The sequence below is a fragment of the Paracoccus liaowanqingii genome (assembly GCF_004683865.2).
Lineage (GTDB): Bacteria > Pseudomonadota > Alphaproteobacteria > Rhodobacterales > Rhodobacteraceae > Paracoccus > Paracoccus liaowanqingii.
Window position 1 is genome coordinate 98,150 of sequence record NZ_CP040761.1, and the last position, 19,963, is coordinate 118,112.

The following is a 19,963-nucleotide window of genomic DNA, read 5'->3' on the forward strand; positions in this document are numbered from 1 at the left end:
AGGATTACTGACCCCACATCGCGTTCACGATGACGCTGGCACCGGCGACGATGGCGATACCGGCAACGACATAGACGACGGTGCGGAAATCGACGTAGCCCATCAGCCAGGCAGCCCCGATGCCGATCACCGCCAGCGTGGCCATGGCCCGACCAAGCGGGCCGGTCAGTGTGGTGGCGATACCGGTCAGAATGTTGGTGATCGGGCTGAGGTCCACCGTGCCCTGGGCCAATGCAGGCGAGGTCATCAGCATGAGAAGCCCGACCGCCAGCAAGGAAAACAGCAAAAGGCTCATTGCCGGAACCGGCAGGGATCTGGTCATAAGGTATCTCCGTTCAATCGGGTAAAGACGGCCATGACCTTGCGGACGTGACCTTGGGTCTCGCGGTAGGGCGGAATGCCCCCGTGGCGCGAAACAGCTTCCGGGCCAGCGTTATAGCCAGCCAGCGCCAGCTCCTTTGATCCGAAGCGGTCGAGGAGAAGGAGCAGGTATCGGGCAGAACCATCGAGGTTCTGATGCATGTCATGAGGGTCCACGCCGAGCGTGACGGCTGTGCCCGGCATCAGCTGGCCGAGGCCGATGGCCCCGACATGGCTGCGCGCCCGAGGATTATAGGCACTCTCGATCTCGATATTGGCGCGATAGAAATGCCGCCATTCCGTGACCGACATGTCCGCTTTGCGCAGGGCGACGTGACCGCCGTAGCGCACTGCCGTCTGGTCAATGGCGTTGAGGACGTCTTCGCGTCCGAAAACAGCGCGCGGTGCAACAAAACCGCCCTCCGGTTCTGCAAGAAACGACATGGTATCTTGAGAAGGAGAGGCCGAGCGTTCCGCCTCTGGGATTATTGGTTGCCCGTCTAATGCGAAATGGCGGGCAAAACCGTTACTCTGTTCCCGGTATTGAAAGGTCCCATCGGACCCCGGCACAAGGACCATGCCCTGCCCGAGGCATGCAGATGCATTAACTGTCAGCCCCGCGAACAGGCAGGCAAATGCCGCCGGGGAGAGGCCATCGAGAAAACGCCGTGTTGGGGCTTCAGCTCCCGCTCTTGTCCGAAGGGTTTTTGGGAAGTGCCTGGATCGTTCGGCCCCCGGAGAGGAAGGGAATATCCAGATGCGTGAAACCAGCTTCGTGCATGAATGACGACAGGCCGTTAATGGTTTTGAAGACCCTGATCTTGATTTCGTCCATGTCATCGACCCGCCGCGGCGTGGTGACAAGAAGTTTTTCGATCGTCCTGTCGGGATTGACGACACGGACGGTCCATTCGCCATACCAGACGGACGCTTTGCGATATGCCGCAACCTGGCACACCACCTCAGCGAGGTAGCCGCTGGCGATAAGCTTTCTGAACCGAGGTTCGGTAACCACATTCGGCGTTTCTTTTTCTAACTCTATTTCCACGCCGGTGGCCCCCCCATTGGTAGGACCCGGCACCCTTCTCGAGTGCCCGTGTCCTACGATATTATAATATTGGCAGCAACCCTATAGAGTCACTGATTGCAAATTTCAGATCGCGCGGCCATCAGTAGGGTGAAGCACTCTGAAATCAAAGCTCTTTCGAGAGACGTGGGCTGCGCGGGCAAAGAGAATGGCGGCATGCAGGCACGCCTGCCTCCTGCCGCTGACGTCCTTGCCACGATCCTGGGATTTCCCCTGTGCCGCTTCGCCGGGTCGATCTAATCGATGCCCCGACGGCAAGGACGGTGGCAGGTATTCTGAAACATGATTTATGATTAAATTTCAGTAATCTAGTGCCGGCTCTGAGGTCTTTCTAGAAGACGGTCGCTGATCCCCGCAGGCGCGAAAAGCTCAGAAGGATAGGGTTAAAGTATTTGAAACAGCATCGAAGCAGGCCGGCCCGCAGAACCAGCCTCCTTCTTATGCGTCCGGACTTACGCCCTGGAGATCATAGCATCCGTCACTCGTAGATGACGCTTTCGCATCTCTCGCCCTTCCACATCACTGCGACCTGACCGGTGTTCCACCTGTAGAGCCATCCCACGACTTTCCGCGACTCCTGATCGAGGACGCGCTTGATCGGGTATGCCTGTTCTCGGACACCGGGCACTCCCACCATGTCGCTCTCGGCGGACATCATCTTGCTGCCTTGTAGACCCATCTTTCAGCTCCTACGGGTTTTGCGGTCCGGCGACACAGCGCGCGCCTCGGACAAGCCATTTGTTCATTGCTGGTTAATGAACTATGGCTTCTGCCCTGATCACGGCATGATGCGAAATTGAGCGAAATACAACGAAATGAAATCTCGTAACACACTGTCAAACAGGCAAAGATTTTATGTTCCTCCCGATGGTGATGGCAAGGATTTCAAGACGCTCTTCAACCATCTCGCAGCTGCCGGTGCCGGGCGACCTGTCGACGAGCACGGGTTTCCACAAGGTCCGTGGACCCCAGACCTTCTGACGGAGGCTATCTCACAGATCGACGCGAACCAGGCCGGGATCGAGCTGCGCACTGTCCAGCTCTGGTTTCAGGACAATGACAAAGGCATCAGCCCGGACAATATCCGGTGGCTGGCGCGCATCTTCGGATGCGACAACCCCGAGGCCACAAGCGCATGGCAAGTTGAACTGAGCAGCTCCCAAACGCGATTGATCGCCCAAAGGCGGCAGCGGCGACAGCCACCGGCCAGTGATGATCAAGGCAAGGACAGCAGCGAGGAACCAGCAGCCGCCGGTGACGACACGATTGTCCTGGAGGCAATAGATGATCGGTCGTCTGACGTCCGGCCAGTCAAAGGCTTCAGCCTTGCTCGGAAGTCCGAGGCAATCTTTGGCGGGGGATCATTTCTGGATCTGCCGGCATCGGTCTTTGCGGGGGCAATTGCGCTTGGATTCATGTCTGTCTTCCTGGGCGTCCACAGCATCAGCTATGCAGAAGACAACGGTGCACTCAGGCAGGTCGGATTTCTTTGGGCCCCCAACTGGACCCTCCTGTTCATGATCTTCATGCCCCTCTTCCTCGGCTTTTCGAGGGAGATTTTGACCTACTGGAAGAACGAGGGCCGGGCGCAGCTCGTTGCATCCAATGGCGGCGCAGGGGGCGATGACGGGTGGAGAGCGAAAGTCGAGGCTTCCCCCCTCACCTACTGGGCGGTCTTTCTTGTTTGTGTTGGGTTTGCAGGTATTTTTCAATGGATCAGCGTCCGATTGATCCCCTTGTTGGAAGGCGGTGGCGATTATGCATTTGATTGGGGATTCATCGGTATCTTGAGGCCTGAAGTCGTGTCCATCGCCGCAGAGGCAATATTTACCGCACTTGCCTACCTGTATATGTGCCTGTGTTTTTACCTCTTTTTTGTCGGCCTTATTCTGATTTACACGATGGTGTATGATTACAAGAATATCAGGAGATTGGTGAATACGTCACGCGACAGGATATTTCCGGATATCGGCAGATCTATCGGGGAGAGGATCATGCGCGGCATTTTCAGATGCACTCTGTCGGGTGTCCTGATTGCAATTTGCATGAAGCTTCAGGCCATCTACCTTTTAACGAATAGTGAGAATATTCTGGAGTGGCTAACGCAGGACTTCACGTCGGTGGTGATTGGACAGGGCCATGGAATCAGCTTGCACGATTTTACGGCCCCAACACAATATACAAGCCTTCTGATCATTTTGGTTACCTGCTTCGTCTTCGTCTCTGCCCTTACCCAGATAAAAATTATTGCTGACGGAGGTGCAAGCTCCATGAAAATGGCGGCAATCATCGCGCTGTTGGTCGTATCTTATATGACGATCGGTGCATTCCAGGGTTTCTCAATACTGTTGGGAGCTTCGGTTCTTCTTGCAATTTACGGGCTGCTTGATCCGAGGCTAGGATCAGGGCCCAAGAGCAATGGAGCACGCGTCATTGTATCATAGCTGGCTGGATCGTTGGGACGACCGGCGCGCGCAGCGGGGAAACGCGGTGAAGGAAAGAACCGCGTTCCGTCTGGATCCGGAAGTCGCTTTCCCTTCTTTCGAAAAGGAAGAAATTGGCATTGAAGGCTTCTGCGATCTTGCAGACCAAGCCGTGGCAGACGCTTCATTCTTCGATCAACCTACAGGGTCTGGTCTGATCTTCGAGTGGCAGAATGGTTGGATTGAGTTTCCATCCGATATTTCCACGGACACCGCGGAAAACAACCTTGTCAGGGCCAAGGTAACCGAGAGTAAGTCACAAAAACACGCGCTGATTATTTTCCATCATTGGAATGCAAGCGCGCGATATCGTCAGATCGCCAGATTTTTCTCGAGACGGGGTATCACGGTTGTCGAGATCGCGATGCCCTATCACTTTGAGCGCAGTCGCCCGGGGTCCCGACATGCGGATTATATGCTCAGTCCAGACCTGGGTCGGACCATCCAGTCAGTCCGCCAGGCGGTCCTGGATGGACGGAAGCTCATACGCGTCCTGGAGCACCGAGGCTATGAGCAGATTTCGGTCATGGGCCTGAGCCTGGGATCCTGGGTGGCTGGCCTCGTCGCAGCCAATGACTCGGCAGTCCAAAAGGCTGTGCTGTGTCTTGCGGCCGGAAGTCTCGCCGATATGGTCTGGACCGGGCGCGCCACAGAGCACATTCGCGCCAGCCTGGCAGGACAGATTGATCTGACCCAGCTCAACCGAGCATGGGGTTCGTTGAATCTGGAGAACTATGCAGAACAGTTGGCGCGGCCCGATCTAAGGCTTCAAATCGTGCTGGCGCAACGAGACACGGTGGTGTTGCCGCATCTGTCACAGCCGCTGATAGCAAAGCTGACGCAGGCAGGAGCCCGGGCTGACGTCCTGGAGCTGAACTGTGGACACTATTCGTTTGCCCTTCCGCCCTACATCCTGCGCAGCGGCCTCCGCACCTTGCGGCTGCTGACAGGATGATCCGTCAAAGAATGACTTCCTAGGCGTTGCCAAACCGCTCCCCAGGGCCCTATACGATCTTATACTGATGACAGTCATCGTATAAGTTCGTCCGTTCTGGGAGAGTGGCTATGCGTCGAAACCTGAGCCCAGGCATGTTGGGTGTGATGACTGTGGTGGCAGCGGGGTTCGTGGCGCCATCAAGTGGCGTCGCTCAGCCCTACCCTATCGACTGTGCGATCCTCCTGTGCATGGCCGGTGGGTTTCCGCCTTCGGCCGAGTGCACAGCGGCCCAGATCGAGGTCATCCGGCGCGTGACCCCTTGGCCGATCGAGCCGCCGTTGCAGCTTTGGAATTGCCCAATGGGTGGGGGTGGATCGATGCCCGGTCCCAATCTGGGCTCTGATGGACTCACGCCCCAGGTCAGGCGATATCGTGACGCTGTTGAGGTCTGGGAGCTTTCCAAGCGGATCGAGAACAGCAGTGGTGGCCGCAATGTGTCCGCGACTGCGATCCGGAATTTCTACAACAGTGACGGCGAATTCGTCCGGCAGGCTCAGAGCAATGTTCCAGCTTGGGTGAGCGCAGCGGTTGCGGAGCATACAGGGAGCACTTTCACATCCGACCATGTGAGCTTCCGGGCCATTCTGCTCCGGATGCAGGACCATACTGGTGCGTACTCCACGCAGTGGGTCAGCTACTGATGCATGTAGGTCGCCGCCGACCGCAACACAAAGGACCGCTGCATTCGTGAGGCGACCGGCAAAATGCCTGCAAAAGGACGAGGAATGAACATCACCAGATAAACCACGACCCCAAAAGTAAAACCCCCCGCGCGGGGGTCCGCACGAGGGGGCTTGGTTTTGGTAACACAGGTTTGGCGACCTGAATTAGCACCGTTCCAAGTGCTATAGTTACCCTCCAACTCCCGAAAATCAAGAGCAAAAACGCATCTGTGCGAACGGATGTGGCTTGCCTGCGGACACCGCGCTTCTTGAATTCGAGGAGCAACAGATGACTACCGGGATGACCGCTACGCGCGGCAGATTTTTCCAACGCATAGACAGCGTTATTGATGACACGCGCGCCGAGGGCCGCGCAAAGGAACGTCCGCCCTTGCGCCGTAACTCGCGCCGGGCAGGATCGTGTGAAGCGTCGTTCTGGCGCGGAACGTCACGCCAGGATATTCAGAAGGTGCTTATGGCTGCTCAGAAGTATGAGCGGGCGAACCGCGCACCTGGCAAGCGCAACGGGCCCCTCGGCGGCATTGCCCTGGAGGTTCTCGCCCTGTTTGCCAATCTGGTGAACTTCAAGTCTGGGCGACTGGACCCATACCTGGACTATATCACCGAGAAGTTGCGCCGGTCGCGGGATGCGGTTGTGCGGGCATTGAAGGCGCTGCGCGATCACGGGTTTCTCGATTGGTTGCGCCGGTTCGAGCCGGTGCCAAACGAAGGCAGGGGACCGCAAGTACGGCAGGTCAGCAATGCCTATCGGCTGTCCGTCCCGAGGCGTGCCCTGGCGCTTCTTGGACGATGGGCTGGACGCCCAACGCCACCGGATGATGACCAAGGTGCCCGCGCTGATCGCGCCGCCATGGAAGCCGAGCATGTTGCCACGCTCGATCTGGCCGGATTTGCATCGTTCCATGTTGAGGATTCAGACCTAGCGAAGGCGCTGGCCCATATGGGCAGAGCCATCGATTTACGCGAGTCTGCCAAGCGGACTGAATCCCAATCTACCTCTTGTTCTTATACTGGATCATGAAGCAGACGCTGCGCACATGAAGCCTCATGCTTGCCTGCGGAGGTTCCAATTCGTGAAAGGGGGCCGGGCAACGGCACCCAAAGCACCCTATACTCAACCGTTAGCTGCGACGGCACTGTCGTATGGCTGAGGAAAACAATCTGTTGAGAGGATGGCACTGTAGCGATCGACCTCACCGCGTCCCCCCCCTCTGGCCTCGGATCTTTGATGTAAAATCACCCTCATCCTGAGAAGGCTGAAGGAGATCGGCGACACCTTGCGGTTAAAAGACCAAAGCGGCCTTGCGAACGGGACATTGCACTGCATCCGCCCCGCCCGCTTGCCTCAAGGGCACGTCTGGTCATGCAAGAGACAGGTTCACCGCGCTCTCGCGATTGTCTCGGCCAGCTTCGATATCAAAGCTGACCTTCTGTCCATCTGCCAGAGAACGAAGGCCAGCGCGCTCGACAGCTGAAATATGGACGAAGATGTCCTTGTTGCCGTTATCGGGCTGGATAAAGCCAAACCCCTTTGTTTCGTTGAACCATTTCACAGTTCCGGTTGCCATTTTGTCTTCCTCGATTAATTTGTGCAGCAAAGCTGCTTCTCTCAAGAAAACCCGTTGATGAACAGTTGTCGAGACGCAACATGCAGAGGATCGCAAGCCGGAAGTATTATTCCGGAGCGGACGGCAGACTAAACTCGGACGCCGCGCATCTCGCTCTGGATAGATCGATCCGGCCTCAGGGTGACCACCCGCCCCTGCAGTCTCTGGTCGCGGGTGGGCACTGGCCGCGCCAGAGAGGACGCCACCGCCCCTCCGCTCAGCCCGGCTTTGCGGCAGCCAGCCACTCGTCGAGCTTTGACCAGCGGCGGCGCCCCGAGGTGTTTTTGACGGCGATGGCCACGGCCCTCTTCTGACCCACCAGCACGACCAGCTTCCTGCCGCGGGTGACGCCGGTGTAGATGAGGTTGCGCTGCAGCATGGCGTAATGCTGGGTCATGACCGGGATGACCACCGCTGGATACTCCGAGCCCTGGCTCTTGTGGATGGTCGCGGCGTAAGCCGGCACCAGCGTGTCCAGTTCCCCAAAGGCGAAGACGACCGTGCGGCCGTCGAAGTTGACGGCCACCTCGCCTTCATTCAGATCAACGTCCTCGATCGATCCGATGTCTCCGTTATAGACCTCTCGGTCATAGTCATTCTCGATCTGCATGACCTTGTCGCCGGGGGCGAAGGTCCATCCGAACCGCTCGACTTTTTTGTCGCCTGCCGGGTTCAGGACGGCCTGCAGTTCGATGTTGAGCGAGCGAGCGCCCACACCGCCCCGGTTCATTGGGCAGAGCACCTGGATGTCCCTGATCGGATCGAGGCCGAACCGGCGAGGGATGCGTTTGCTGACAAGCTCCACAATGCGCTGTACGGCCTGCTCCGGATCCGCCGCCGGCACAAAGTAGAAGTCAGCCTCTGCGTCCGGTGGTGTGAGATCCGGCATCCGGCCGGCGTTTATGGCGTGTGCCGTGGTGATGATCTTGCTTTGTGCGGCTTGTCGGAAGACTTCCGTCAGCCGAACCACCGACACGGCACCGGAGCCGATGATGTCTGCAAGGACCTGCCCGGGCCCGACAGAGGGAAGCTGGTCGATGTCGCCGACGATCAGGAGCGCTGCCCTGCCCGGCACGGCCTTCATCAGTGACTGCATCAGGAGCACGTCGACCATCGAACTCTCATCGACAACCAGCAGATCGCAATCAAGCGGGTTCTCGTCACTGCGCTTGAAGCCAAAGGCCTTGGGGTCGAACTCCAGGAGCCGGTGAATGGTCCTGGCCTCCATGCCCGTGGCCTCGGACATGCGTTTGGCGGCGCGTCCGGTCGGCGCGCAGAGCAAAAGCTTCACAGCCTTCGCGGCCAGAATGCGGAGGATCGAGTTCACGATCGTAGTCTTGCCCACGCCGGGTCCGCCGGTGATCACCAGGATCTTGGACCTCAGCGCCAGGCGAATGGCCTCTGCCTGGCTGGCCGCAAGGGTCAGGCCCGTCTTCTGCTCGATCCATGGCAGGGCCTTGTCAGCGTCGATTGCCGACCAGGGTAGAGGCGCCCTCCGGATCCGCTGGAGGTGCTCTGCGATGGCGCGCTCTGCCTGGTAGAGCCCGGTCAGGAAGATGCACTCCGCATCCCCAACCCGGTCTGCGATGACCGTGCCCTCGGCAAGCTCCTCGTGCAGGGCGCTCTCGATCAGCGTCGCGGGCACGTCGAGAAGCTTTTCCGCAAGCGCAATCAACTCCAGGCGTGGCAGGCCGCAGTGGCCGTTGCCCATTGCCTCTGCCAGCGCGAACGACACCCCCGCGCGCAGGCGTATCACCGCAGTTTTCTCGATCCCGAGCTTTTCTGCGATTGTGTCTGCCGTGCGAAAGCCGATGCCGCGGATGTCCCTGGCCAAGCGATACGGGTTCTCGCTCATCACCTGCACGGCGTCGGTGCCGTAGGTCTTGAAGATCCGCACCGCGCGCGCTGTCCCCACAGCGTGCTGATGCAGGAAGACCATGATCTCGCGAATGACCTTCTGGTCCGCCCAACCGGTGGTAATCTTCGCCGCCCGGAGAGGACCAATGCCTTCGACCTCGCGCAAACGTTCCGGTGTCGCTTCGATGATATCGAAGACGTCGGTGCCGAACTGCTTGACCAGCCGCCGGGCATAGACCGGCCCGATCCCGCGGATCATGCCGGAGCCCAGGTACTTTTCGATCCCCTCACGGGTGGAGGGTGCATGGGTCTTCAGAAAGTGCGCCTTGAACTGCAGACCATGGGTGCGGTCGTTGAGCCAGATGCCGGACGCCGTGATCCACTCCCCCGCGGAGATCATCGCGGCATGGCCCACGACGGTGACAAGATCCCGATGCCCGCGCGCCTTGACCCGCAGGACACAAAAGCCAGTCTCCGCGTTGTGGAACGTGACCCGCTCGACCAGGCCGGCCAACACTTCCGTTCCGCTGTCGGCCTGCGGCGTCATGCGCGGCACATCCCATGGCTCCCCTATTCGGCCGCGTCAGTTCCTTCGGCGACCACCTTCGGTTTACGGCCCCGCTTTGCCTTGGGAACATCGCCCTCTTCAGCCACGGCTTTCGGCTTGCGGCCCCGGGTCGCTTTCGGGGCATCTGGAGAGGGCTCGGTGGCTGCCTCGGCTGCCGCTTTGGGCGGCCGGCCGCGCCTCGCTTTCGGTGCGTCCGCGACCTCGCTCCCGGCTGTCGTCGCCTTGCGCCCCCGGCCCCTGACCTTCGCGGCCGGGGCGGACGCCCCTGCGTCTCCTTCTGCCGCAATCTCGCGCTCGGCCTGTGACCAGTGTTCGGCATCCTGACCCTGTGGACGGCCAGCTTGCTCCCAAAGAGCGTGCGCCCGATCCCGGACCTTTTGTGTGCGTTCGTCATCCATGATGAAACTCCATCTTTACCACCGCAACCATCCCGTTTTTCTGCCCAGACCGCAGGATAGCCACGCCTCTCGTTGAAGATCTGCAGTTCAGCGTGCCACGGTCACACGGCTATTCCAATAGATCCTCCAGCGCGAAGCTAGTCGTGATCCTGCAGTGCACCGTGCTGCTGCATTACCTCCTAGGATACGGCGAACCGTCACCGGCCTTCCCGGCAAGATTGCCTTGAGGCACCGGCGCTGAAGGTCGTATCATGCTTTCGCGTAACAATTCATCTTCATCCATCCCCACCAGCACGGGTCAGATATTTTCGGGTTGCTCTCCACACTATGAGGGAACTTGGGCGGCCGCGTTTGCTCGAAGCCATAGTGTTCCAAAGGCGGGCAACTCGATGCTGATCGTGCCGTCCCTGGTGATCTCAAAGCCCCCGTCGCCAAGGATCGCAGTCATGCCATCAAAAGCGTCGGCGCCATCAAGCTGGCACTCGGTCTTGCAGGGACGCTTGCCCAGATTGTGCAGAAGCAAGACGGTCCGGTCTTCCCAATCATAGCGCAGCGCAAAGATCGCAGCGTCGGGAAACGGGATAAAGCTCCACTGGCCGAACGCGACCTCCGGCATTTCGCGCCGTCGACGGATCAGGCGCTCCATCCAGTTCAGCATTGAATCCGGTTCGTGTTCCTGCGCGGCAACATTGATAGCCTTTGGACCCCATTTGGGGCCTGAAACAACTGGCCGAAATACATCGTTCGCTGGTGCCGTGGAAAAGCCGCCATTCGGCCCGTCGGACCATTGCATCGGGCTGCGCACGCTCATCCGGCCAGGGATATCCAGATTTTCGGCCATGCCGATTTCCTCTCCGTAGAACAGGACCGGTGCTCCTGGCAGTGCAAAAACAAGGCTGTAAACCAGCCGGATGTGGTCGTCGTTTCCCTTCAGCATGGTCGGGATGCGCCGGCGAAGCCCGCGGCCGAACAGTTGCATGTCCTCCTTGGGGCCAAAAGCACGAAACACGTCCTGACGCTCGGCCTCGGTCAGCTTGTCCAGGGACCATTCGTCATGATTGCGCGCGAAATGCGCCCAGCCATCATCGACATGCAGGCGCGGCATCGCCCGAAGGCAGTGGACCAAGGCCCCTGCATCTTCGCGCACCAGTGCCAGCGCGAGTGCCTGATTCATGTTGAAATCGAGGCACATGTTCAACTCGCCCCCGCCGTCGTTCCCGTAAAAGCGCCGGACGTCCTGATACGGCAGATTGACTTCGCCCAGGAGGAGGGCGTCTCCACAGCGCCGCACGATAAAACTGCGCAGGTCACGCAGCCAGTCGTGAAAGTCCGTTTCGACCGGCGTGTCCAGTCCGTGTGTTTCCAGAAGAAAGGGAACGGCATCGACGCGGAACCCCGACAGCCCAAGCTGGAGCCAGAAGCCGACGATCTTGCAGATCTCGTCCCGGACGTGGGGATTGCTGATGTTGAGGTCGGGCTGGTGGCGGTAGAAGCGATGCAGATAGTATTGACCTGTCCCCTCGTGCCATTCCCAGTTGCTGTTTTCCTCATCCGGGAACACCAGGTCATCAGAGCCGCCCGGTGGGATCTCGTCCCGCCAGACATACCAGTCGCGGTAGGGTGAGGTTCGATCTTCGCAAGCCGACAGAAACCAGGGATGCTGATCCGACGTATGGTTGACCACGAGGTCCGCGATCACGCGGATGCCCCGATCGCGGGCGGTGCGCAGGAAGACGGCAAGGTCACCCAACGTCCCGAGGCGCCGATCGACACCGTAGTAATCAGTGATGTCATAGCCGTCATCCTGATGCGCTGTCGGATAGAAGGGCATGAGCCAGATGCAGGTTACCCCGAGCCCCGCCAGATAATCGATGCGGCGCGTCAGTCCGGCAAAATCACCGATGCCATCGCCGTTTCCATCCTGAAAGATCTCGACGTCGAGGCAGTAGAAGATGGCGTTCTTCCACCAGACATCGCCTGTGCGGCTGATATCCATGCAGGCTCCTTTTCCGTGCGATCGCGGCCACGCCTGACGCGCGGCACCCCTGCGTGAACGCGATCGCCGCAGCACAGGTTCATCGACACCTTCGAAGACATGCGCGAACCCGCAGCCAGCCCCGGGCGTTGGCCCGAAACGGCAGACAGGAGACTGAGCATGAGTGACAGCAGCAGACGTCCCCGCGTCGTGGTCATCACGGGCGCCTCGGCCGGTGTCGGCAGAGCGACAGCACAGGAATTCGCGGCCCATGGCTGGTGCGTCGGGTTGGTGGCGCGGGGCCGCGCGGGCCTCGAAGGCGCACGGGCGGATGTCGAGCGCCGGGGAGGCACCGCATTGATCGTGCCCGCCGATGTCGCAGATGCCGAAGCAGTCGCGCAGGCAGCACAGACCGTCATGGACCGTTGGGGGCGGATCGATTTGTGGATCAACGCCGCGATGGCGACCGTGCTGGCGCCAGTGTCCGACATCACGCCCGACGAATTCAGGCGCGTGACCGAGGTGACCTATCTGGGTCAAGTCTACGGAACGCAGGCCGCCTTGCGACACATGCACCGCCAAGGTCGCGGGACGATCGTCAGCATCGGTTCAGCCCTGGCCTATCGGGGCATTCCCCTGCAGGCGCCGTATTGCGCTGCCAAGTTCGCGACGCGCGGCTTTCTGGATGCCCTTCGGGCCGAGCTTTTGCACGAGAACAGCCCGGTGCGGCTGACCGAGATACATCTGCCTGCCGTGAACACCCCCCAGTTTGACTGGGCGCGCAACAAGATGCCGTACAAGGCGCAGCCGGTGCCGCCGATCCACCACCCTGAGGCAATCGCCCATGCGATCTATCGCGCGGCGCTTGAGGCGCCAAGGGAGGTCTGGCTGGCGGGTTCGGCCGTGCAGGCCATCCTGGCAGATGCCGCCGCGCCTGCGCTTGTTGACAAGGTCCTCGCACGCCAAGCGTATTCCGGGCAGCAGACCGAAGAGCCGGATGACGACAGGCCGGACAACCTGTTCGAGCCGATGGACGATCAGGTCGACTACGGTGCGTCCGGGCGGTTTGGCGAGGCTGCGCGGACGTATGTCTCAGCCTACCGCCCGGCCCGCCTGCGTGCGGGAGCAGCTGCGATTGCATGCCTCGTCACTTATGGCGTCGTCAGGACGCTGTTTGATCTCAAGGAGAAGGACCGGAACACCCGGTCTTCACCGTGGTGAGACGATCGTCCGGTCGAGGAACGCGTGGCCCATTTCAATGCCGACCGCATCCTGGCGCAACGATGCGGATGATCGCCCTGCGAACGATGACCAGAATGCCCGCAGGACTGTTCCCGAAGGAGGCCGAATGACCCGACAGGCGCCGTGGTGGCTGGACCGCACCGTATATCAGATCTATCCGCGCAGCTTCGCCGATGCCGACGGCGACGGAGTGGGCGATATCCCGGGCATCATCGGGCGCTTGGATCATCTGGCGGACCTGGGCATCGGCCTGATCTGGCTGTCGCCGGTCTATGGCTCGCCGATGGCCGACAACGGCTATGACATCTCGAATTACCAGGATATCGCGCCGGATTTCGGCACCTTGGAGGACTTCGACCGGCTGGTCGCCGAAGCGGATCGGCGCGACATCGGCATCATCATGGATCTGGTGGTCAACCACAGTTCTGACCAGCATCCGTGGTTCCTGGCGGCCAAGCTGGACCGCGCATCCGCCTATCACGATTATTACTACTGGCGCGATCCCGCGCCGGATGGTGGCGCCCCCGATGATCGACGCGCCTATTTCGGTGGTCCGGTCTGGACCTACGTTCCGGAAGTCGGACGCTATGTCTTCACCCTCTTTTCGCCACAGCAGCCGGATCTGAACTGGCAGAACCCCGCGGTGCGCGATGCGATCTACACCATGATGCGGTGGTGGCTGGACCGGGGCGTGCGCGGCTTCCGCATGGATGTCATCGACCTCATCGGCAAGGATATCGACCGCGACCTGATCGTCGAGGGGCCCTATCTGCACGGGTTCCTGCAGGAGATGCACCGTGAGGTTCTGGCAGGGCGCGATGTCGTGACGGTCGGCGAAAGCTGGAACGTGACCCGGGAGACGGCATTGCTGTACTGCGGACGCGACCGAAAGGAGCTGGACATGGTGTTCCAGTTCCAGCACATCGTCGCGGGCTGGGACGCCAAGCACGGCAAGTGGCGCCCGCAGCCGCTTGATCTGGTGGCCTTCAAGAAGGTCTGGACGGACTGGCAGCAGGCTTTGGAGGGGGACGGCTGGAACTCGCTGTTCCTGAACAATCACGACCTGCCGCGCTCCGTCTCTCGCTATGGTGACACGGAAAAGTGGCGGGACCGGTCTGCCAAAGCCCTCGCCACGGCCATCCACCTGATGCGCGGGACGCCCTTCGTCTTCCAGGGCGAAGAGATCGGTATGACGAATGCGGGGTTCACCCGGATCACCCATTACCGCGACATCGAACTGATCAACATGCATCGCGAAACGCGGGAACAGGGCCTGCCCGAGCATCAGTTTCTGGAGGGCGCCGCCGTCACCGCGCGGGACAATGCGCGCACGCCAATGCAGTGGGACGCGTCGCCGGGTGCAGGGTTCACCACGGGCGACCCATGGATCGCAATCAACCCGAACAACGCCACGATCAATGTCGCGGCGCAATGCGATGATCCAATGTCGGTCCTAGCGCATTATCGACACCTCATCGCCTTGCGCAAGCAACACGACGTGATCGTGCGGGGCCGTTTCGTGCCTTGGCTGGAGGATCACCCGCAGATCTGGGCCTATACCCGCGAATGGGAACACCAGCGGCTGTCGGTCCTGTGCAACATCTCGTCCCAGCCAGCTCACGCAGAGATCCCGCCAGGCCTCGCCGGCGGCCAGACATGCCTGATCTGCACCGTGCACCCACGCGAGGCAATTCCGGCCGGCCCTATCGTTCTCGACCCATGGGAGGCGGTCGTGACTCTGGGCGACATCACTTGATATTGCAGCGGGCGTTGGGAAGTGCTGGAACGTGCTGTTCGGTTTTCCAAAGGTAATGCAAAACAGGATCAACTGTTCAAAGGAGATTTTTGCAGAGCTGCAAAGGTGCAGCAGCAATTACAAATGCTCGTTCTGTGGTAGCTGCCGTGAGGTCTTCAGCAGGGCTAGCAATCAACATTGGGCCAGCCACGTTTGGAAATGCAACTGTCGCCTAGTGGTCATGAATTTTCAGTGGATCTTTCAATTCATTTTTTGCTTGGTGTCGAAACTCACCTTAAGAGTGCCAAGACACGTCAACTCGGCATAGAGCTGTTAACGTAGCGACCTATAAGATGTCGGCCAATCCGATATGCGCCCTCATCTATAATACCGGTTGCAGACTTTACATCAGGCTAGGAAATAACTATCTAGGATAGCTTTTCTCGCAGAACAAAATTACAGCCATATGATGTCATCGTTAGAAAGTAAAATTGCTGATCGGGCACAAGGGCTTAAATATACTAGACTAACTCGGAAATGAATGATCCCGGCCAAGTAGCCGGGATCTCTAATGACGCTATTTCCAGCGATTTCGACTACTGTGGGGTTCGGGTCCGCGCTAAATAGATAACCCCCCCAAGGATCGCACCAATAAGCCACGCGTAGCCGGAAAGCTGGCTTAGAAACGGCATCCAGACCGCTGCTACCGAGAAGATCGCGGCAACCCCAAATGCGACCAGCGCATTGTCGTTCCAGCCGTTGCCATAATGATAAAGCCCGCCGTCAGTGCGGTAAAGGTCGCCTAGGTTCAGCTGTTGCTTTCGAACTAGATAATAGTCGACGATCAGGATCCCGTAAAGAGGCGCCAAAGTTGCCCCAAGCGTGTTAACGAAACCGTCGATGCCGACTTGGCTGATAAAGCTGGTCCAGAATCCACCGATGACTAAGGCGAAGACGGATGTGATCATTCCGGCAGTTCTGAAGCCGATGCGCGTGGGGGCCAGGTTCGCGATACCGTTCACTGCGGGAATGAAGTTTGCGACAAGATTGATCCCGACGGTGGCGGCAAAGAACGTGATTGCTGCGACGATTGCTAGGACGACACTGTCGGTGCGCTCGACGATCTCGGTCGGATTGATTAGAGCCTCTCCATAGACAACCGCAGCGCCTGCCGTTGTGAGCAGTGCAAGGGCGGAAAACAGGATCATGTTCAGGGGCAGCCCGGTCAGGTTGCCCAAGGTCATCGCCCGCTTGTTCCGAGCAAAGCGCGCAAAATCGCTAAAATTGATCATCACCGCTGCAAAGTAGGCTACCATTGTGCCGACGATGGCGATAAACCCCGCGATCTCTGTCCCCCATGTTCCCTCGGGGTTCGAGAAAATGGTTTGGGTCTGCGCAAGTAGTTGTCCGTCCGACCGGTTCCAAAGCACGATGACAAGACCGATCATCACCAGATAGACGAAGGGTCCAGCGATGTTTAGGAATGTCTCAACCCAGCCCATGCCTCGCCAGAAGATGAGAATGTGAAAGATCCATACCAAGAGGAACGATATCCAGTCGATGCTGCTTAACCCCATGATCGGCGCACCGTCCGTTACTCCGGTCAACGACTTTATTAGCAGGGCCAGAGCGGTGGAAGCAAAATAGACCTGCACACCGTACCAGAAAACTGCCACAATCGCGCGAAGTAACGCAGGTAGTCGAGCACCTTTTATCCCCATGCTGGCACGAGCAAATACGGGATATGGTATGCCGTATTTTTCGCCTGCAGCCCCGGATAGATTTACCAGAAACATAACCAATAAGCCGGCGGCAATCAGGGCCGCGAAGGCTGTCCACCCGCTGACGCCATATGAAATAAATAGGGATGCGACTAGGCTGTAGCCGAACAACGACTGCACGTCATTTGCCCATACGTTAAATATGGCGAACCAGCCCCAGGTCTTTTCGTGAGGCGAAACCGGACTTAAAGTATTGTGGTCTGAAGGAAGTGGCTGTGCTTCAGGCGTGGCATTATGCATAGAACCCTCACTGATGGATCCCTTCTCGGGGCTAGCCCAATGGGACGGTTCGGGAAAGCGTTACCCGTTCATCAGTGGTACAGATGAACATATCATTCGCAAGTAGAAGTGATTGCTAGCATCCTGATTTATAATTGTCTGTACGGATACCGCAATCGGGACCAAGACAATTCCCAAAAATTTCGGCTTTTTTTATTGCAGTCGATGATCTTGCGTACAAAACACTGATCCGAAGGCTTTGTCTTCACATTCACGTTTTCTGGCGGGTTGATCCGAATGCGTATGGATGAAGATATTCATTTCTCGATCAGGGACGCGGACAAATTGCTTTGTCGTGCCAAGGAAGAAGGACGTGTTCGCGTGCTCTGTTAATTTTCACCTGTCTCAGATGCATGCCGTATCCGATTTGCGCTCAACAGTAAATCAAAAGCACGGGCGCAAATATGGGTTCTAGTGACTGGTAGACGGGTAGTGACCCCTCTTGTGCTGCGTTGCCCTACCGGCTTTGTCGTGAAGTTGCGGAGTTGGAGGCCTTGCCATTTGATCGTTGAAACTCTAGCTTGCTCCATATGCGCCCTTATCAACGCTCTCCGCGCCGATGCCCTATAGCGATTGGCGATAATCACGGTTTGCAGAAAGACTGCTTCGCAGCCCTTGTTTCTATAAAACAGGGCGAGCCAGCAAGCCCGGATCGCCCATAAGTTGTCAGTGCAGATCTTCCGGCAACAAAGCCTCAGGCAAATTCTGGTAGCAAACCGGACGCAGGAAGCGCCGGATTGAGAGGGTGCCGACCGAGGTGGCGCCAAAATTGGTACTGGCCGGATAAGGGCCGCCGTGAACCATACTGTCGGCCACCTCGACACCGGTCGGGAAACCGTTGGCCAGCACGCGGCCGGCCATGCGTTCCAGCACCGGCAGGAGACTGCGGGCCAGAACGGTGTCGCCGTCATCCATCTGCAGCGTCGTGGTCAGCTGGCCCCCGAAGCTGCGAGAGACCTTTTCCATTTGCATCGCGTCGCGCACACGGATGATCAAACCGAGCGGTCCGAAAACCTCTTCGGCCAGATCGTGGTTCTCCAGCCAGTCCTCGGCCGAGACCTCGAAGAGATAGGGCGAGGCCTGACGGGCCTCACAGGTCGTCGTCACAAGAGAGCGCACGCCCTTGCCCGCCCCCACGCGCGCGGCACCGCTGCGATACGCCTCTGCCATGCCGTCGGTCAGCATGACCTGCGGAGCCGCGCCCGCCAGCGCCTCCTTTGCGGCGTTGGCGAAGGCATCGGCGTCGGCCCCATCGATCACGACGGCGATGCCCGGATTGGTGCAGAACTGGCCCGCGCCCATGGTCAGGCTGGCGGCCCAGCCCTGGCCGATCTGGTCCCCGCGCGCGGAAGCGGCCTCGGGCAGAACGAACATCGGGTTCACGCTGCCCAGCTCTCCGAAAAACGGGATCGGCTCGGGGCGGCTGGCGCAGAGGTTATAGAGCGCCCTGCCCCCACCTAGGGATCCGGTGAAGCCCACGGCCTTGATGCGCGGATCGGTGACCAGCGCCTCGCCCACATCCCGCTTGCCGCCTTGCACCAGACTGAAGATCCCGGGGTTCAGACCGCAGCGGGAAATGGCCGCGACGACGGCGTCAGCCACGACCTCACCGGTGCCCGGATGGGCGCTGTGGCCCTTGGCGACGACCGGGCAGCCGGCGGCGAGTGCGGCGGCCGTGTCCCCACCCGCAACCGAGAAGGCCAGCGGAAAGTTCGAGGCGCCAAAGACCGCGACCGGGCCGATGGGTCGCTGCATCATCCTCAGATCGGGACGGGGCAGCGGCTGGCGGTCGGGCAGCGCCACATCGTGGCGGCGGTCCAGATAATCGCCCTTGCGGATATGGTCGGCAAACAGGCGCAGCTGGCCGGTGGTGCGGCCCCGCTCGCCCTGCAAACGTGCCGTCGGAAGTCCGGTCTCAGCGCTTCCGATTGCGGTAATGGCGTCCGCCCGGGCCTCGATCTCGTCGGCGATGGCGTCCAGCAGCGTGGCCCGCTCTTCGCGCGTGGTGGCTGAGAACTCCTCGAAGGCGGCATGTGCGGCAGCACATGCCTGCGCGACCAGTTCGGGATTGCCGACCGAGAACTCATGCGCTTGCCCTTCAGCGGGCGCCGAGGAAAAGCGGGTCTCGCTTCGGATCTTCTCGCCGGCGATCAAATGGTCGCCATGGGGGGTATGGGTCATGTTCAACGTCCTGTCCGTTCACGCCATTCGGCGTATTTCGTCAGATTTGCCTCATCCGTCGCCGGATAGAGACCGATGATCGCCGCGCCGTTGTTCACCTGCTCCAGCACAAAGTCCTCGAAGGACTCCATTCCGCTGCACTCGTCCGCGATCTCGTCCGCCAGATGGGCGGGGATCACCATCACCCCGTCGCCATCGCCCAGCATCACGTCTCCCGGAAAGACCGGTGCGTCGCCGCAGCTGATCGGCACGTTAATATCGATGGCCTCGTGCAGGGTGAGGTTCGTCGGCGCCGAGGGGCGGGCGAAATAGGCCGGCATGTCCAGCGCGCCGATGCCCGTCGCATCGCGCACGCCGCCGTCCGAGACGACCCCGGCCGCGCCGCGCAGGGCCAATCGGGTGATCAGGATCGACCCCGCAGTGGCAGCGCGGGCATCCTTGCGGGCATCCATGACCAGCACATGGCCCGGCGGGCAGGTCTCAACCGCTACGCGCTGCTTGTGATCGCGGTCGCGAAAGACGGTCAGCGGATTGCGGTCCTCGCGCGCCGGAATATAGCGCAGGGTAAAGGCCTGACCGACCATGGTGACAGGCTTGCGTTCGACCGGCAGGACGCCTTGCACGAACTGATTGCGCAAGCCCCGCTTGAACAGGGCCGTCGCGACCGAGGCTGTCGACACCTTCTTCAGCTTGTCACGGGTGTCGTCAGAGAGGATGTAATCGCTCATTG

The 19,963-nt window shown here is 59.7% G+C and carries 17 protein-coding genes; 6 read left to right on the top strand and 11 right to left on the bottom strand.

What is annotated here, in order from left to right; all coding sequences use genetic code 11:
- Positions 1-4 precede the first annotated feature (4 nt).
- The 4 genes from E4191_RS18020 to E4191_RS18035 form a co-directional block, all read right to left on the bottom strand.
- Positions 5-322 (bottom strand): TrbC/VirB2 family protein, encoded by a 318-nt coding sequence (locus tag E4191_RS18020; RefSeq protein WP_228461839.1) that lies wholly within the window; start codon positions 320-322, stop codon positions 5-7.
- Complete coding sequence (locus tag E4191_RS18025; RefSeq protein ID WP_139615830.1) at positions 319-939, bottom strand: lytic transglycosylase domain-containing protein; 621 nt, start codon at positions 937-939, stop codon at positions 319-321. The genes E4191_RS18020 and E4191_RS18025 overlap by 4 nt, the downstream gene beginning before the upstream one ends.
- A 100-nt stretch (positions 940-1,039) precedes the next feature.
- Positions 1,040-1,408 (bottom strand): hypothetical protein, encoded by a 369-nt coding sequence (locus E4191_RS18030; protein ID WP_331459658.1) that lies wholly within the window; start codon positions 1,406-1,408, stop codon positions 1,040-1,042.
- Between the two features lie 517 nt (positions 1,409-1,925).
- Positions 1,926-2,105 (bottom strand): hypothetical protein, encoded by a 180-nt coding sequence (locus tag E4191_RS18035; RefSeq protein ID WP_139615831.1) that lies wholly within the window; start codon positions 2,103-2,105, stop codon positions 1,926-1,928.
- Between the two features lie 175 nt (positions 2,106-2,280).
- Here E4191_RS18035 and E4191_RS18040 point away from each other — a divergent pair, with 175 nt between their 5' ends.
- From E4191_RS18040 to E4191_RS18050, 4 genes are all read left to right on the top strand, one after another.
- Positions 2,281-3,891 carry an RcgA family putative transporter gene (locus tag E4191_RS18040; RefSeq protein ID WP_407947089.1) on the top strand — a complete coding sequence of 537 codons (1,611 nt, stop codon included), beginning with the start codon at positions 2,281-2,283 and terminating at the stop codon, positions 3,889-3,891.
- On the top strand, positions 3,881-4,885 hold the full coding sequence (locus E4191_RS18045) for an alpha/beta hydrolase family protein (protein ID WP_139615928.1): 1,005 nt from the start codon (positions 3,881-3,883) through the stop codon (positions 4,883-4,885). Before E4191_RS18040 ends, E4191_RS18045 begins: the two co-directional genes overlap by 11 nt.
- Before the next feature lie 110 nt (positions 4,886-4,995).
- Complete coding sequence (locus E4191_RS24285; RefSeq protein ID WP_407947086.1) at positions 4,996-5,568, top strand: hypothetical protein; 573 nt, start codon at positions 4,996-4,998, stop codon at positions 5,566-5,568.
- Positions 5,569-5,836: 268 nt separating this feature from the next.
- On the top strand, positions 5,837-6,631 hold the full coding sequence (locus tag E4191_RS18050; protein WP_228461841.1) for a helix-turn-helix domain-containing protein: 795 nt from the start codon (positions 5,837-5,839) through the stop codon (positions 6,629-6,631).
- Between the two features lie 340 nt (positions 6,632-6,971).
- Here E4191_RS18050 and E4191_RS18055 read toward each other — a convergent pair whose 3' ends face one another.
- From E4191_RS18055 to E4191_RS18070, 4 genes are all read right to left on the bottom strand, one after another.
- The gene (locus tag E4191_RS18055) at positions 6,972-7,178 is read right to left on the bottom strand and encodes a cold-shock protein (RefSeq protein ID WP_135816091.1); all 207 of its coding nucleotides are present in this window, start codon (positions 7,176-7,178) and stop codon (positions 6,972-6,974) included.
- A gap of 256 nt (positions 7,179-7,434) precedes the next feature.
- Positions 7,435-9,621, bottom strand: a complete 2,187-nt coding sequence (gene recD2 / locus E4191_RS18060; RefSeq protein ID WP_139615833.1) for an SF1B family DNA helicase RecD2 — start codon at positions 9,619-9,621, stop codon at positions 7,435-7,437.
- A gap of 23 nt (positions 9,622-9,644) precedes the next feature.
- Positions 9,645-10,040, bottom strand: coding sequence for a DUF2934 domain-containing protein (locus E4191_RS24895; protein ID WP_139615834.1), 396 nt, complete (start codon positions 10,038-10,040; stop codon positions 9,645-9,647).
- 325 nt (positions 10,041-10,365) lie between these two features.
- Positions 10,366-12,036 carry an alpha-amylase family protein gene (locus E4191_RS18070; protein ID WP_139615835.1) on the bottom strand — a complete coding sequence of 557 codons (1,671 nt, stop codon included), beginning with the start codon at positions 12,034-12,036 and terminating at the stop codon, positions 10,366-10,368.
- Between the two features lie 99 nt (positions 12,037-12,135).
- Here E4191_RS18070 and E4191_RS18075 point away from each other — a divergent pair, with 99 nt between their 5' ends.
- Entirely contained in the window at positions 12,136-13,236 is a 1,101-nt protein-coding gene (locus E4191_RS18075) for an SDR family oxidoreductase (protein ID WP_228461827.1), read from the top strand.
- Between the two features lie 127 nt (positions 13,237-13,363).
- Positions 13,364-15,013 carry an alpha-glucosidase gene (locus tag E4191_RS18080; protein ID WP_139615836.1) on the top strand — a complete coding sequence of 550 codons (1,650 nt, stop codon included), beginning with the start codon at positions 13,364-13,366 and terminating at the stop codon, positions 15,011-15,013.
- Between the two features lie 575 nt (positions 15,014-15,588).
- Here E4191_RS18080 and E4191_RS18085 read toward each other — a convergent pair.
- The 3 genes from E4191_RS18085 to E4191_RS18095 form a co-directional block, all read right to left on the bottom strand.
- Positions 15,589-17,013, bottom strand: coding sequence for an NCS1 family nucleobase:cation symporter-1 (locus E4191_RS18085; protein WP_139615837.1), 1,425 nt, complete (start codon positions 17,011-17,013; stop codon positions 15,589-15,591).
- A gap of 705 nt (positions 17,014-17,718) precedes the next feature.
- On the bottom strand, positions 17,719-19,233 hold the full coding sequence (locus E4191_RS18090; protein WP_139615838.1) for an aldehyde dehydrogenase (NADP(+)): 1,515 nt from the start codon (positions 19,231-19,233) through the stop codon (positions 17,719-17,721).
- Between the two features lie 2 nt (positions 19,234-19,235).
- A complete protein-coding gene (locus tag E4191_RS18095) occupies positions 19,236-19,961 on the bottom strand; it encodes a ribonuclease activity regulator RraA (RefSeq protein WP_139615839.1) in 726 nt (241 codons plus the stop codon).
- Between the last annotated feature and the right edge of the window lie 2 nt (positions 19,962-19,963).